Here is a 15,740-nt window from a genome sequence, read left to right on the forward strand (position 1 = left end):
GCTATGCATGCACCCGCATGGATTTAACCTTGGCAATGGCTTGCTCTATATCTCCCTTTAGGTCTTCAAAATCCTCAATTCCTAACGAAAACCGAACCAAAGAATCTTTGATGCCTTGTTTTGTGCGATCCTCCGGGCTCATAAGTGCATGGGAGGTCTTTACAGGTGAAGACACCGTGCTTTCCACACCGGCCAAACTCATTGAGGGTTTTATTAATTTAAGATGTTTAAAAAACAGGGTCACGTCTATTTCCTGATTCAGTTCAAAGGATAGCATGCCACCAAAGTCCTTCATTTGGGCTTTGGCCAACTCATGGTCTGGATGTTTCATCAAACCTGGATAATATACCTTTTCTATATCTGGACTTTGCTCGAGATAGGTTGCAATTCGTTGTGCATTGGAATTTTGTGCCTTTACCCTTAGTCCCATCGTTTTAAGGCTTCGCTCCAATAACCAAACGGTATAGTCGCTCAAACTTCCTCCAAAGCAGATGGCAGTCTGAAACACCTTTTCCATATTTTCTTCTGTAGAGGCAATTACCCCAGCACAGATGTCTGAGTGTCCTCCCATGTACTTGGTGGCACTATGTATCACCAAATCAATTCCAAAATCCACTGGGTTTTGATTGATGGGGCTGGCAAAGGTATTGTCTATCATTGTCATGATCCCATGTCTCTTAGCTACCTCGGCAACACCGTTCAAATCGGTAATCGTCAATAACGGATTGGAAGGGGTTTCCACATAAATCACCTTGGTATTCGACCGGATTTCCTTTTCAAAATCTGAGGCTCTCCATCCATCGGTAAATGAATAGCTTATTCCAAAACGCTCCAACTGGGTCACTGCGAAATTATAGGTACCTCCGTATAGGGTCTGTTGAAAAATTATGTGGTCTCCGGCCTGTAAAAAAGTCATCAAGGCAGTACTGATGGCAGCCATCCCACTTCCGAAAATCATGGCCTTTTCCGTATGTTCCAACGCAGCCAGTTTTTTGCCTAGTGCTTCTTGATTGGGCGTATTGAAATAGCGAGGATATCTTTTGACATCCACCTCCTCAAACGCATACGATGTACTCATATACAATGGGGAGGTGGCGCCTTTATATAACTTATCCTCTACACTACCGGTGTGGGTGCAAATCGTATTGGTGCCTTTTTGTTCCGAAGCCATATCCTAAAAAATGTTTAGGATAAAGATACGAAACCACCTATACTTGGACCTTTTTCCAATTCCCTTTTTTAAACCAAACAATCGCCATGATGGCTAGCAACATTTCTGCAGCCGTGATGGCCACAAAAACTCCAGTTGCGCCCCAATCCAAAACGAGGGCCGCCACGTAGGCAATGGGCAATTGGAACATCCAAAAGGAAAAGAAATTGATTTTGGTAGGTGTCTTGGTATCCCCTGCCCCGTTAAATGCCTGGGAAACCACCATGCCATACGCGTAAAACACATAGCCCACCGCTATAATCTGCAAGCAACGTGAACCACTTTCCACTACGCTGGGCGTATCATTAAAAAGTGAAATTATGGTTTTAGCAAACAATAGGTAGATCAAGGAAACCAAGCCCATAAAGTAGGCATTGTACTTCCCGGTTTTCCATACAGATATCTCTGCCCTTTCCGGTTGCTGGGCACCCAAATTCTGCCCTACCAAGGTGGCCGCAGCATTGCTCATACCCCAAGCCGGCATCAAGGTGAACATGATAACCCTGATGGCAATGGTATAGCCCGCCAACACCTCACTACCAAACTCGGACATGATGCGCATTAGAAATACCCAGCTGGAGGTCCCTATTAGAAACTGGGCTATCCCGCCCAAAGATACCTTGATCAAATTGACCATAACCTTTACGTTGACTACAAGGTCTTTCAACGCCAATTTGATTTTACTCCAACCAAAGAACAAAATTCCAAGTTGGAAGATGACCGCACTTCCCCTACCAATATTGGTGGCTATTGCAGCCCCCATAACACCATACTCAGGAACAGGTCCCCAACCAAAAATGAAAATGGGGTCCAAAATAATATTGAGTCCGTTGGAAAGCACTAAGGCCCACATCGCTATGGATGCATCACCCGCACCCCTAAAAATCGCATTGATCAAAAATAGAAGCATTATGGTGATGTTGCCTCCGATCAAGAATCGGGTATATCCGCTACCTTCGGCAATGAGGTCGGGCTCACCTCCCATCAATGCCAAGATCTCCTCGGCATATAGAAGTCCAACTATACCCAATAGTATGGAGATAAGAATACCTAGGCCTATGGCCTGCACAGCGGCAACCCTTGCTCCCTGGACATCTTTTTCACCTATTCTACGAGCTACCACTGCGGTAGCGGCCATACTTAGTCCTATGGCAAGGGCATAAATAAGGGTTATTACAGATTCCGTCAACCCAATTGTGGCCACTGCATTAACGCTAACTTGGGATACATAGGCAATATCCACAATGGCAAAGATGGATTCCATCAGCATTTCCAAAATCATGGGAATGGAAAGCATAAAGATGGCCTTTCGGATACTTCCTGTAGTAAACTCAGTTTCTTTACCGGTTACAGCGGTCCAGAAATAGCTAAAAAATTTCTTAAGGGATAATTTATTTGATTGTGTCATTTTAAAAGAATTATGTGTAAAAAAAGAAGGCAAACGTCACTCTACCGAAAAGTCTTTCGGTTAGTTCTTCGGCACAAAGGCCAATGTGACATCTATAGCGGACATAATTCTTATAACTTCATGATGGTGCAAAGATGCTAAAAAAAGTATTACCATCACCATTTCCATATTTTTTTTAATGAAAATTTTGAAATTTCAAAGTTTCATGGTCAATTTACAGAAGCTCCCTGTAAGTAAAACAATAAAAAATCTTCGCATGAAAACCACACTTCGTCTACTTGCCGTTTTAATGCTCCTTTTAGTATACGCTTGTAAAAATTCTGCATCCCCTGTATACGAAACTACGGCCAAAAACAGTACCGAAAAGGGATATCAGGGCCAAAAACAAAGTGCTATTGTTCCTACTGTCAACAAACCTGTCCAAAAGCAATGGAAGGGGATTTGGTCTTTTGATGATGAAACCACCTTCTTTTCCAATGATTTCGACGGAGCAAGACTCAACGGAGTCTCTGTTGACGGCAATGACCATTATACTGTTTGGATAACTGCCGAAAATACCCCAATCAATGTAAGTCCGTGGTACGCTTTCAAGGTGTGGACCAAAAACCCAAGAGAAATCACGGTAAAGTTGTTGTACCAGGATTCCAGAAGTCGGTATTTTCCAAAATTGAGTGCCGATGGCATCCATTTTAAACCCATCGACAGCACTGCTTATAAAGCAATAAATCCCGGGGAGGGCGAATTTGGGATCAAAGCTGCGCCAGAATCGGTAGAACTGACCCTATCCGTGACCGAAAATCCACTTTGGGTCACAGCCCAAGAACTCTACACCTCTAAACGAGTGAAGAGCTGGATAGATTCGTTGGCCACAAAACCCTATGTGTCAATCCAAGAAATTGGGCGATCCATAGAATCGCGTCCTATCCATCTTATGGAAATCGATGAAGTTACCTCATCAAAAAAAGCCTTGATGATCATCTCACGTCAGCACCCACCAGAAGTCACCGGATTTATCGCCATGAAATCTTTCATGGAAACGATTAGCGGGGAGAGTGAGCTAGCCAAAAAGTTCCGCGCAGAACACACGGTCTTTGCGGTTCCACTGATGAATCCGGATGGGGTGGATAACGGCCACTGGAGGCATAGCATGGGGGGAATTGACCTCAACAGGGACTGGCAGAACTTTAACCAGCCCGAGACAAGAAGCGTACGGGACTTTCTAAAAAGTAAAAGTGCAAACGGATATGAATTTGTCTTTGGGGCCGATTTTCACTCCACTTGGGACGATATTTACTACCCAGTTGACACGCTGTTTAGCGGACAAAAGGGCAAAATCGTTTTTGATTGGATCAAAAAGATAAGTGATAGGCTACCCCAAAAGAAAACCAACGTAAGACCTTCCAAACGCATTAAACCCACCATGGTTTCCAGTGCGTTCTTCTATGTCAATTACAATATGCCCGCCATAGTATTTGAACTTGGGGATGATACCCCGAGACCCTTTTTAAAGGAGAAAGGAAAAGTGGCAGCGGAAGAACTAATGCGTCTCTTACTGGAAGAATAACTCCCTTATTTGGTATAGTGCACCCGGTATCGCCAAAGACTTATTCCACCTAAAACAAAGACACAAAGGACCGTGTACCATATAAAACTTGGTGTTATGACCTGGTCACCGCTGGCATAACTATGCAATCCCACAAGGTAAAAGTTCACTCCAAAATACGTCATCATAATACTAGCAAAGGCTATAACGCTGGCGAAATTGAAAATCCACCTACCTCTTAATCCAGGTACCAAACGCATGTGCAATACAAAGGCATACACCATAATGGAAATCAAGGCCCAGGTCTCCTTGGGGTCCCATCCCCAATAGCGCCCCCAACTTTCATTAGCCCATTGTCCTCCCAAAAAATTACCAATCGTCAACATGACCAAACCTGCAGTTAGGGCCAATTCATTGATAACGGTAAGTTCCTTGAGGTTCAGCTCCATTCGTTCCTTGTTTCTTTTAGTAGTCAACACCATCAATAGAAGTGAGACCAGACCCAGAATCATTCCAACTCCCAAAGGACCATAGCTCCCTACAATTACGGCTACGTGAATCATTAACCAATAACTATCCAAAACGGGTACCAAATTGGCAATGGAGGGGTCTACCCAGTTCATATGGGCCACCACCAAAAGCATTACGGTAACCAGGGCACTTGCTGCAATGGTAAGCTCACTTTTTTTACCCAGAGCAAGTCCAATTCCCATAGTGGCCCAGGATACATATAAAATACTTTCGTAGGCATCACTCCAAGGCGCGTGACCGGAAATGTACCAACGTAAAATCAGTCCCGCCGTATGCCAAACAAAAAACAGGATAATGGTCCCTTTAAGAAAATAGGAAGCGGCTTTCCATATTTCCCGTTCCTTGAAAATTCTAAAAATCAACACCAAGAACAACAGTCCTCCAACTAATCCATAGTACATGTACAAACGGTTGAAAATATCCAGCTTGTTATACAGGATTTCAATCTTAACCTTGTTGTCAGAGGGCAACACCTCGGCACCGTGATTTTTTTGATTTTGCTTAAAAGCCTCCAACAGGCGGTCTGGCTGGGTATAGTCACCAGAGGAAATCGCGCTTTGAAGCGAGCCCAAATAGAAGGGCATGGAGTTTTTGATGAAATTGGCGTAAAGAGAATCAGTAACCTGATACTGACCTGAACGATATTCTATGGCCGAAATCCATTTGTTATTTTCATCATTCAACAATGGATAGATTTTTACAATCTGTCCACTTAAGGCTATATTGAGCAAGCTTAAACGCTCACCAACCTTTTTAAAATCCTTTTCAAAATTGGATGGATTTGTGGTCGAAGTAGCCTTTTCCAGATAGGGTTGCAACTTATAGTTCCCTTTGGAATCAAAAAAGTCAGTGGCCTTAACAAACTTGGTGCCTTTTTCAACCCCAATTACCTTTCGTATGCTATCGTTTTCCCTTTTTGCCAGTTTGATGAACTCCGTATTGTACCAAACTCCAGGGTTCATCATCATAGATAGAAAAACCTGATTGGCTGTCAAATCTTCATAGGTATCCTTTCCACTCAATTTTCTGAGGAGTTCCGAGGCAAAGGTGTGGATAGGCTTCATTCGTCCTCCTTCGTCCTGAATCACCAAAGCCCCAAAACGTTCCGCATGATCCTCCGCAACAATGGAAGCACGGATGACTGAGTCCACTTGCGCTTTGGACGGCAAATTTGAATGGGCATGTGAGTCCTCCGCCTGTTGGGCGGAAACCGTTATCGACCATAGAAGAACAATAGCTCCTAAAGCAGTCTTTTTCTGTTTGATCTTCTTCAAGGATTTTTGTAAATCACGAAAACGGGTCTTACCAAAAAACATAATCCCCATAAGACCAATGTAGAGCAGGAAATAACCAATATAGGTAATCCAGGTACCCCAAAAATCATGATTTACTGAAAGTACTGTTCCTTTTTCATCTGGATGAAAACTGGATTGAAAAAAACGATAACCACGGTGGTCCAATACGTGGTTCATGAAAATATCATAGTCGAAAAGAAGGTCATCATTCACCGTGATCTTGCTCATAAAAGAAGCATAACCGGTTTCAGTACCGGGGTATTTTTCGGCAATAAAATCGTTCAGTCGAATGGAAAAAGGAAGTTCGTATACCTTAGATCCATAACTTAGAGAGAAATCCAATCCTCCAACATGTATCTTATCCGAAAAATTGGCACTACCCTTTCCTCCCAGCAATTGTTTCGTTACCGATTCGCCATTTGCCGAAATTGTTACTGCTAGCGCATCCAAACTTGCCTCGGTCACCTCATTCTCTGGCACTTTGACTATTCCATTACTTCCTTTGACGACCGGCTCCGGAATCACAAATTGCATTCCCGCCATGGTGTAGAGCGACCGCAATTGCAAAGTTTGCAAGGAATCTTTGCCCACTTCACCTTGAAACTGGTCCGCCATTCGCATGAAACGTCCTTCAAAAGGAGTGCTTATCCTGTAGGTCCCACCGTCTGTAAAAATATTGATGGCTCCGTCGGTTTCCTTGTTCAAAGCGAACAAAACATTATGGATACTGGCTATTTTGCCATCCTCCAGATAGTGCTCATGCCGTTGTCCGTCACCCGCCTCTACAATCTTTAGGAAAGGGGTTCCATTTTCATCTGGAATGAGACCTTCCTCAGCACCTTCCATAAAATCATTATAAGAAATGGTAAAAGGTTGGCCATTGAAATCGGACTTCCAGGGTAAACTAGATCGCATTCCCTCCTCTGTTACTAGAAGGTCATCCTCCAATACCTTGCGCTTTGTTTGCCCATTGATGTCTCCGTCTACAAATACGGTTAAAAAGGTCTTATCAGAATAGAATCGATTTTCCGAGCTACCTTCCCTAATCGGCATCATTCCCTCATAACTTATGTAGCGCGTGACAAAGGCTCCCACGATAATAAGAATCCAGGAAAGGTGGAGCACCAAAACTGGCCATTTCTTCCAACTGAGCAACTGATAACGAAAAATATTCCCTATAAAATTGATCATAAAAAAGACCATGATAGCTTCAAACCAAGTGGCATTATAGATATAAATCCTAGCTGTTTCGGTACTATACCAGCTTTCCACAAAGGTTCCTATGCCCATTGCTGAAGCAAAGAGCAAAAAAAGGACGGCCATAAGTTTAGTAGAGAAGAGGGTCTTTTTAAGAAGGTCTATCATCGGACGCGACGTAATTTTAGCTTGCAAAATTAAGCTATTTTAGGATGAAAAGATTGCTATGACGGCATAAAGAATCCTAGATCCCAGCAACATGTCCAAACTTTAACACAAAAAATGTTTAGAAGGTAAAAAGTGTTTTTTCTCACCTTGTAGCCTTTGGTTACATTTGCGCCATGCTATCTGTCATCGTCTTGGGAACTGGTAATTTGGCTCATCACTTGAGTCAGGTTTTCTATTCCTGCCCAGATCTTGACCTTATTCAAGTTTATGGACGGAACAAAGACAATCTTAAACCGTATCAAGTTTACGCACCAACCTGTTCTGAGCCTTTAAAAATAAAAGATGCCGACGTTTATATTATTGCGGTAAAGGATAATGCCATTCGCACGGTTTCCCAACTTGTTGCCGATAAAAAAGGAATGGTTGTGCATACCTCGGGTGCTATGGAAATGAAGTCGATAGCTCATGAGAATTCCGGTGTATTTTATCCATTGCAAACCTTTTCTAAAGAAAGAGCATTAAACTTTAACACAATTCCCGTCTGTATTGAAGCAAAGCAGCAAAAAGGACTTGAGGTACTGGAGAAGTTGGGGGCCAGTATTTCAAAACGTGTCCACCACATTGATTCCGAGCAACGAAAGAAGTTACATTTGGCCGCGGTCTTCGTCAATAACTTCACCAACTATCTTTATAGCGTTGGAGAAGATATTTGTGAGAAGGAAAAACTTCCGTTTGATTTACTTCGTCCGTTAATCCTGGAAACCGCTGAAAAGGTTCAGGGCATGTCAACTTTCAGAGCACAGACCGGGCCAGCCAGAAGAGGAGATTCCAAGAGCGTGGAGAAGCATTTAGAGTTATTGGAACAGTCCCAAGAACAGATTTTGTATAAACTTTTGAGTGAAGCAATAAAAACCAGATATGAAGAAAAACTATAAGGAGCTCCTTAACCAAATCACCACCTTTGTTTTTGATGTGGATGGTGTTCTCACGGATGGGTCCGTATTGGTAACCACAGAAGGGGAGATGCTTCGGAAAATGAATGTAAAGGACGGATATGCCCTAAAAACGGCCTTGCAAAAAGGATATAACATCTGCATCATCTCCGGAGGTACCAATGAAGGTGTAAAAACACGTTTGCAAGGACTCGGCATCACCGATATTTATCTTGGTGCACATCATAAACAGGACCCTTTGGACGAGTATTTGGATATCCACAATATCGATCCCAATTCAGTTTTATATATGGGAGATGACATACCCGATGTTCATCCAATGAAAATGGTTGCCTTGGCCACAGCTCCTCAAAATGCCGTTGCAGAGGTCAAAGCTATTTCAGATTATGTGAGCCATAAGAATGGAGGAGATGGTTGTGTTCGGGACATTGTTGAACAGGTTTTAAAGGTACGCGGCGATTGGAACGATAATTACAGCTCTAAAAATGACTGAGCCCACACATCCACTTAAAGAAAAATTGAAAGGGTATAGGCTAATTCTTGGTTCTGGTTCCCCAAGACGAAAGAAGTTTTTGGAAGAAATGGGGTTTGATTTTGAGGTCCGGCCGATGGCGGTGGAAGAAGTTTACCCCGACCATTTAAAAGGAAGTGAAATTTCAGATTATTTGGCAAAGCTGAAAGCCACTCCTTTTAAACAACTGTTGGAGCCGAAGGATATAGTTATTACTTCAGATACGGTCGTGTGGCACAGAGAAACATCATTGGCAAAGGCGTCTAGCAAGGAGGAGGCAAAGCATATGTTGCAATTGATGTCCGGAGACTGGCATGAAGTCATTACCTCCGTCTGCTTTACCTCGGTTTCCAATCAAAAAACGGCTCATGCCATAACCCAAGTAAAGTTCAAAGATTTTACTAACGAAGAACTTGAATTCTATATTGATACTTGTAAACCATTTGACAAAGCCGGTGCTTACGGCATTCAGGAATGGATCGGGATGATCGGTATTTCTGAAATTAAGGGGTCTTATACCAATGTAGTTGGGCTGCCAACCCACTTAGTTTACAAAACGTTAATGGCACTGGTTTCCTAGGTATTCATTCGTAACTTTATACAAACTCTTGCTATCATGAAAAAAGTACTGCATAATTTCCTGCTCCTTGTATTTTGTCTTACCCTATTGTCCTTACTAAATTCTTGTGTTGAAAAAACCAAGGCCTCAAACATGGAAAAACCCTTGGTTGCCAATCTGGAATCATCGGAAGCTAAAGAGCCAAAAAAGGTCTTGTCGGATGAGTTTAAGTCCTATTGGTATGCAGGAAATGCAGAAATAACATCTTACAAATTGGAACAAGCCCGCTATGGCGAACTGAGGGACGGACATGCAGTCCTCATCTATGTAACGGAGCCTTTTCTGCCTGAAAAACAGGTGAAGGCCGATAGACAGAATAGAAGTAATGTATCCGTATTAAAACTCAACGCTACCAAAAAATATCTTACAGGCATTTACCCCTATTCCGTGATGAGCAGCACTTTTTATCCCGTTCACGATAATCAGCATGCCATAAAAACAAGTTTGTCCATGCAAGAATGGTGTGGACATGTGTACTCCCAACTCAATAATAGAGAGCAATTTGAGCTTACCTCCCACTCTTATTTTGAGTCTGAGGCGGACCAAGAAGTAACTCTGGATAAAAACCTGTTGGAGAACGAAATTTGGAACAAGATTAGAATTAACCCAACGGATTTACCAGTCGGAGAACTGGAAGTAATTCCATCCTTGGAATTTTCGAGGTTGCGGCACAAAGCCTTAAAGGCCTATAATGCAGTTGCTAAATTGTCCCAAGATGGTGCTCTTAGTTCTTACACTTTGACCTACCCCGAGCTGGAAAGGACTTTACAAATTACTTTTACCACATCTTTCCCACATAGCATTGAAAGTTGGTCGGAGACCTTCAAGAGTGGTTTTGGCCCAAGTGCAAAGCAATTGACAACCAAGGCAACCCGATTAAAATCAATTAAAACAGCGTACTGGGGACAGAACAGCAATAAAGATGTCATTTTAAGGGATAGTTTGGGTCTCTAGGAAGGTCTATTTTGGGATGTCTCCTCTTGTTAAAGATGTTCTAAATTCCATTTGCTCTGGTACTAATCTTTCTATATTTGGTGCAACCACTAAATAATCAGGTATGCAAAAATTATGGGTTAGCAGCCTAAGTTTGATTTGCCTTGTTGCCACATCATTTGCTCAGGCACCCAACAAACCCTCTTCCACCCAAATTCACCACAAGCTCCAAAAACTGAATTTTTTGGGGACCGCACTTTATGTAGCGGCACACCCGGATGATGAAAACACTCGTTTAATTTCCTATCTATCCAATCACGATAAGGCACGAACCGCGTACCTTTCGCTTACACGTGGTGATGGTGGCCAGAATTTAATCGGGTCTGAGTTAAGAGAATTATTGGGGGTTCTGCGAACTCAAGAGTTGCTTGCTGCACGGCGCGTGGATGGTGGGGAACAATGGTTTTCCAGGGCCAATGATTTTGGTTATTCCAAACATCCCAAGGAGACACTTACCATTTGGGATGAGGACAAAGTACTTGCCGATGTCGTATGGGCCATCAGAAAACTTAAACCCGATGTAATCGTAAACCGTTTTGATCATAGAACACCAGGCACAACACATGGACACCATACCACCTCAGCGATGTTGAGCGTAGAGGCCTTCGATCTGGCCGGTGATACCAATAAGTATCCAGAACAACTTCAGTTAACCTCGATCTGGCAGCCCAAACGTATATTTTTTAATACATCTTGGTGGTTTTATGGTAGTCGGGAGAATTTTGAAAAGGCGGACAAATCCAAAATGCTAAAATTGGATATTGGAGTTTACTATCCTGAACTGGGGCTTTCCAATAATGAAATTGCGTCCATGGCCAGTAGCCAACACCTTTGTCAGGGATTCGGCAGATTGACCACTCGAGGGTCGCAGGACGAATATGTAGAATTGTTGAAAGGGGACATGCCCGCTTCCAACAATCTTTTTGATGGCATAAACACTACATGGACCCGGGTAAAAGGTGGCGACGCTATTGGTAAGATTCTGGAAGGTGTGGAGTCGAACTTTAATTTTAGCGATCCTTCCCAACATTTGCCCGATTTGGTAAAGGCCTACCAACTCCTACAACAGATTGAGGACAATCATTGGAAAACACTTAAATCCGAGGAATTGAGGGAGCTTATTCTGGACTGTGCAGGACTCTATATGGAAGTTAGCACCGAATCAGGTTCCACTACTCCCGGGGATGCTGCCAAACTTAACATTGAGGTAGTGAACAGAAGTCCACAGCAAATTGGTCTAAAGGAAATTACCGTCACTGGAGTAACTTCCAAATTGACTCCTAATCTGACTTTGACTAATAACAAAAAGGAAAATTTAACCTTGGATTTCGATATTCCTGCTGATGCCACCAGTTCCAGTCCCTATTGGTTGGATAAACCTGGTAGTTTGGGGATGTACGTGGTGAACGAACAAGAAATGATAGGAAAACCTGAAACTCCAAGTGTCTTTCACGCTACTTTCTCCTTGGATTTCGACGGTTATCAGATAAACTTTATAAAACCCGTGATTCATAGATATTCCAAACCTGATAAAGGTGAGTTGTATGAACCCTTCGCGGTACTTCCCTCGGTTACCTCCAAGATTGCCGAAGAGGTCATGATTTTTAGTGATGCCCAACCGCGTGAGGTATTGGTACAGGTGAGAGCAGGCAAAAACAATGTTTCCGGAACCGTGCATTTGGAACATCCCCAAGGTTGGACGGTACTACCTGAAAACGCCTCCTTTTCAATAGCCCAAAAAGGACAGGAACAAGCCGTAACTTTTCAGGTAACACCACCATCGAACGATAGTGAAGGGAATATTACTTCAATTGTTACACTTAATGGAAATGAATTTGACAAAGAGTTGGTTGAAATCGTCTACGACCACATTCCAAAACAGTCCATACTATTGCCGGCCGAGGCCAAAGTGGTGAGGATGAACATTCAGAAATCCGGGGAACATATTGGCTACATCATGGGTGCCGGGGACAAAGTTCCTGAAAGCCTTAAACAAATTGGTTACCAAGTTCATACCATAGACCCCAACGATATCCAAAGTGGTTCTTTGGATAAATATGATGCCATAGTGGTTGGAATAAGGGCCTACAATGTGGTGGAATCGCTAAAATTTAAACAGCCCTTGCTCTTCGAGTACGTAGAAAACGGTGGTAATATGATCGTACAGTACAACACGGCCGGAAGATGGAGCAAACAATTTGAAAACATTGCACCCTACGACCTTACTCTATCACGGGACAGGGTTACGGATGAAACTGCCAGTGTAAGTATTATTGCCAATGACCATTCTTTGGTCAACTTTCCCAACACCATCAAGGAAAGTGACTTTGATGGATGGGTGCAGGAACGTGGACTTTATTTTCCGAAGGAATGGAGTCAGGAATTCACTCCGGTGCTCTCCATGACCGATGAAGGTGAAACCTCGAAAGAAGGAAGCCTCTTGGTGGCACCATATGGCGACGGCCACTACATTTACACGGGACTAAGCTTTTTCAGGGAACTTCCTGCAGGAGTTTCCGGGGCGTACAAACTTTTTGCCAATATGTTGTCCATTGGAAAAAGTGAAGTGAAAAAAGAAAGCAATGTCAAAGGATAATATGCAAAGTAAATTGGTATGGAAAAGGGAATACACGGTTGTATTGCTATTGAATGCCATTTACATTTTGATTTTCTACTTCATAATGATGCTAAATAACTAGACCTTAATGGGGATATTAGATTGGATTGTCCTGGGCAGCACCCTGCTCTTTATAGTTGGTTACGGTGTTTGGAAAACCAAGGGCAGTAAAAATGTTGAGGATTATGTGATGGGCGGAAATGATGCCAAATGGTGGACCATCGGTCTCTCCGTAATGGCAACACAGGCCAGTGCCATAACTTTTCTATCAACACCTGGGCAAGCATTCCATGACGGTCTGGGATTTGTGCAGTTTTATTTTGGATTGCCAATGGCAATGATTGTCATCTGTCTGGTTTTTATTCCTATCTACCGAAAACTAAAAGTTTATACGGCCTATGAAATGCTTGAAGGGAGGTTCGACCTTAAAACCCGGACCTTAACAGCCATTTTGTTTTTAATTCAACGGGGATTGGCAGCGGGGATAACCATTTTTGCTCCATCCATAATTCTCTCGGCGGTACTAGGCTGGGATTTACGCACCCTTAACATCATCATAGGAATTTTGGTGATTTTATACACCGTTTCCGGTGGCACCAAAGCAGTCAGTGTTACGCAAAAGCAGCAAATGTTCATCATCATGGTGGGCATGTTCTTTGCTTTCTTTTTTATATTAGGTTCCCTTCCCAACGGGGTATCCTTTGGCGAAGCATTGAAAATAGCCGGTGCCAACAACAAACTACAAATTTTGGATTTTAGCTTGGACACCAATAATCGCTACACTTTTTGGAGTGGGATAACAGGTGGATTCTTTTTGGCCCTAGCGTATTTTGGGACCGACCAAAGTCAGGTGCAACGTTATCTGTCGGGAGAATCTGTCCGCGAAAGCCAATTAGGGCTTATTTTCAACGGAATTTTCAAAATCCCAATGCAATTTTTCATCCTTTTGGTAGGTGCGATGGTCTTCGTTTTTTACCAATATAACCACTCCCCTATAAACTTTAATCCTGCCGCTGCCGAAGCTATTCAAAACTCGGAATATGCTGAAGATTACCGTATTTTGGAAGAAGGCCATGTGGCTTTGGAACAGGAAAAGAAAAAGGCCCAAGAAGCATTTTCAACAGCTTTGAGCCTTAAGGAATATAACGCTATACAACAGGCAGAACTGGATATTCTAAAAATTAACCAGAGGGAGAGAGCTAACCGGGATGCAGCCAAATCCCTTATAGCCAAAGCGGATAGCTCTGTGGAAACCAATGACAAGGATTATGTTTTTATCCATTTTATCTTGGACAATCTTCCTGCTGGTTTAATCGGCCTCTTATTGGCTGTAATCCTCTCAGCCGCCATGTCGTCAACGGCCTCGGAGTTGAATGCACTTGGGACCATTACAGCTCTTGATTTATACAAAAGAAACAACACAACTGAAAAGGATGAAAAACACTACCTCTGGGCCACCAAAGGTTTTACCTTAATTTGGGGTGTTCTTGCAATCATAATTGCCTGTGTGGCTAATCTTTTCGATAATCTTATTCAGTTGGTAAATATTATTGGCTCCATTTTCTACGGTAACGTATTAGGTATATTTTTGCTGGCCTTCTTTTTCAAGTTTGTAAAAGGAAATGCCGTATTTGTTGCGGCCCTCGCCACCCAGGTCATTGTGATTATTGGTTGGTATTTGGACTGGATGTCCTATTTATGGCTCAACGCCTTTGGATGCGGTTTGGTAATTATCCTGGCCCTAATCATTGAGAGTTTTGACGGATTTCTAAGAAAACCTCCAATCAAGGCGTAAAAAAACCCACGCGTTTGCGTGGGTCAGTTCTATTAAAAGGTGTGCAGGTTTACAGCGCTCCCCATTCTTTAAGAGACTTTTTGTTCAGCTCTACATAATCAGAGTTTCCAGCCTCTTCAGCAACTTTCATGGATCTTTTAGCCGCCTCGATGGCTCCTTTTTTATCTCCCAATTTGGCATAGATCAAAGATTGTCTTCTCATCACCCAAAATGCTTCTGGTCGCATTTCCACAGCCTTATCAATCCATTCTTTGGCCTTGGCCAAATCCTTCCCTTCCTCATAGTAATAAGAAGCTGCCGAATAATATTCGTTCGCCCCAGGGCCTGCCATCACAGCGTCGATGCTTTTCTGGGCTTTGGCCAGTGTAGGAACCTCAAACTTGACACCCACATAGGCATTTTCCCAAATCATACCCAATGTCGCTCCGTTGTTGTGTAAATCGTCAATCGTAATTGTAAAAGTCTCAACAGCCATAGGCATCTGATACGCTTCAACAGTAGTCTTAGCAGCCACCTTGCTGTCATCCCATTCTCTTGGAGTGCCCCAATTGTTGGCGTCTGCATAGAAAATCACTTCCCAGGAGGACTCACCAGGCTTGGTATACAACGCATAAGTTCCTGCTTTCATCTCTTGACCATCAACCGTAACGTCATCACTAAAAGTAACTTTTGTATTTTGGTTAGCACCAGTTCTCCAAAGATCACCGTAGGGCACCAAATCTCCAAATACTTTTCTTCCTCGCATGGAAGGTCGGGCATATTCCACCACTACTTCTGTAAGACCCACGGTCTGTTTAAGTTTGGATGATGGGCTGGGTTGAGGTGTCTGTAACTGTGCTTCCATGGAAACGGAAAGAAGCGCTACAAACACAAATAATGCTAATTTTTTCATGTAAATGG

General features: G+C 42.9%; 11 protein-coding genes. 7 read left to right on the top strand and 4 right to left on the bottom strand.

The window, feature by feature from the left end:
• Position 1 precedes the first annotated feature (1 nt).
• Entirely contained in the window at positions 2 to 1,171 is a 1,170-nt protein-coding gene (locus BUC10_RS05380; RefSeq protein WP_073176912.1) for a trans-sulfuration enzyme family protein, read from the bottom strand.
• Positions 1,172 to 1,208: 37 nt separating this feature from the next.
• A complete protein-coding gene (locus BUC10_RS05385) occupies positions 1,209 to 2,618 on the bottom strand; it encodes an MATE family efflux transporter (RefSeq protein WP_073176913.1) in 1,410 nt (469 codons plus the stop codon).
• 256 nt (positions 2,619 to 2,874) lie between these two features.
• Here BUC10_RS05385 and BUC10_RS05390 point away from each other — a divergent pair, with 256 nt between their 5' ends.
• On the top strand, positions 2,875 to 4,182 hold the full coding sequence (locus BUC10_RS05390) for a M14 family metallopeptidase (RefSeq protein ID WP_073177217.1): 1,308 nt from the start codon (positions 2,875 to 2,877) through the stop codon (positions 4,180 to 4,182).
• A 5-nt stretch (positions 4,183 to 4,187) separates the two neighbouring features.
• Here the strand turns inward: BUC10_RS05390 and BUC10_RS05395 are convergent, their stop codons facing one another.
• Positions 4,188 to 7,352 carry a cytochrome c biogenesis protein CcsA gene (locus tag BUC10_RS05395; RefSeq protein ID WP_073176914.1) on the bottom strand — a complete coding sequence of 1,055 codons (3,165 nt, stop codon included), beginning with the start codon at positions 7,350 to 7,352 and terminating at the stop codon, positions 4,188 to 4,190.
• Positions 7,353 to 7,525: 173 nt separating this feature from the next.
• On the opposite strand from BUC10_RS05395, the gene BUC10_RS05400 reads away from it, so the two are divergent.
• From BUC10_RS05400 to BUC10_RS05425, 6 genes are all read left to right on the top strand, one after another.
• Positions 7,526 to 8,287 (top strand): Rossmann-like and DUF2520 domain-containing protein, encoded by a 762-nt coding sequence (locus BUC10_RS05400; protein WP_073176915.1) that lies wholly within the window; start codon positions 7,526 to 7,528, stop codon positions 8,285 to 8,287.
• Complete coding sequence (locus BUC10_RS05405) at positions 8,271 to 8,798, top strand: KdsC family phosphatase (RefSeq protein ID WP_073176916.1); 528 nt, start codon at positions 8,271 to 8,273, stop codon at positions 8,796 to 8,798. The genes BUC10_RS05400 and BUC10_RS05405 overlap by 17 nt, the downstream gene beginning before the upstream one ends.
• Positions 8,791 to 9,396: a Maf family nucleotide pyrophosphatase gene (locus BUC10_RS05410; protein ID WP_073176917.1), complete on the top strand. Its 606-nt coding sequence runs from the start codon at positions 8,791 to 8,793 to the stop codon at positions 9,394 to 9,396. Before BUC10_RS05405 ends, BUC10_RS05410 begins: the two co-directional genes overlap by 8 nt.
• A gap of 36 nt (positions 9,397 to 9,432) precedes the next feature.
• Entirely contained in the window at positions 9,433 to 10,389 is a 957-nt protein-coding gene (locus BUC10_RS05415) for a septum formation inhibitor Maf (RefSeq protein WP_073176918.1), read from the top strand.
• Positions 10,390 to 10,492: 103 nt separating this feature from the next.
• Positions 10,493 to 13,024 (top strand): PIG-L family deacetylase, encoded by a 2,532-nt coding sequence (locus BUC10_RS05420; protein ID WP_073176919.1) that lies wholly within the window; start codon positions 10,493 to 10,495, stop codon positions 13,022 to 13,024.
• A gap of 109 nt (positions 13,025 to 13,133) precedes the next feature.
• The gene (locus BUC10_RS05425) at positions 13,134 to 14,840 is read left to right on the top strand and encodes a sodium:solute symporter family protein (protein ID WP_073176920.1); all 1,707 of its coding nucleotides are present in this window, start codon (positions 13,134 to 13,136) and stop codon (positions 14,838 to 14,840) included.
• A 49-nt stretch (positions 14,841 to 14,889) separates the two neighbouring features.
• On the opposite strand, the gene BUC10_RS05430 is transcribed toward BUC10_RS05425, so the two are convergent.
• Entirely contained in the window at positions 14,890 to 15,732 is an 843-nt protein-coding gene (locus BUC10_RS05430) for a DUF2911 domain-containing protein (protein WP_073176921.1), read from the bottom strand.
• Between the last annotated feature and the right edge of the window lie 8 nt (positions 15,733 to 15,740).

This window comes from Flagellimonas flava (genome assembly GCF_900129665.1).
GTDB classification, from domain to species: Bacteria; Bacteroidota; Bacteroidia; order Flavobacteriales; family Flavobacteriaceae; genus Flagellimonas; species Flagellimonas flava.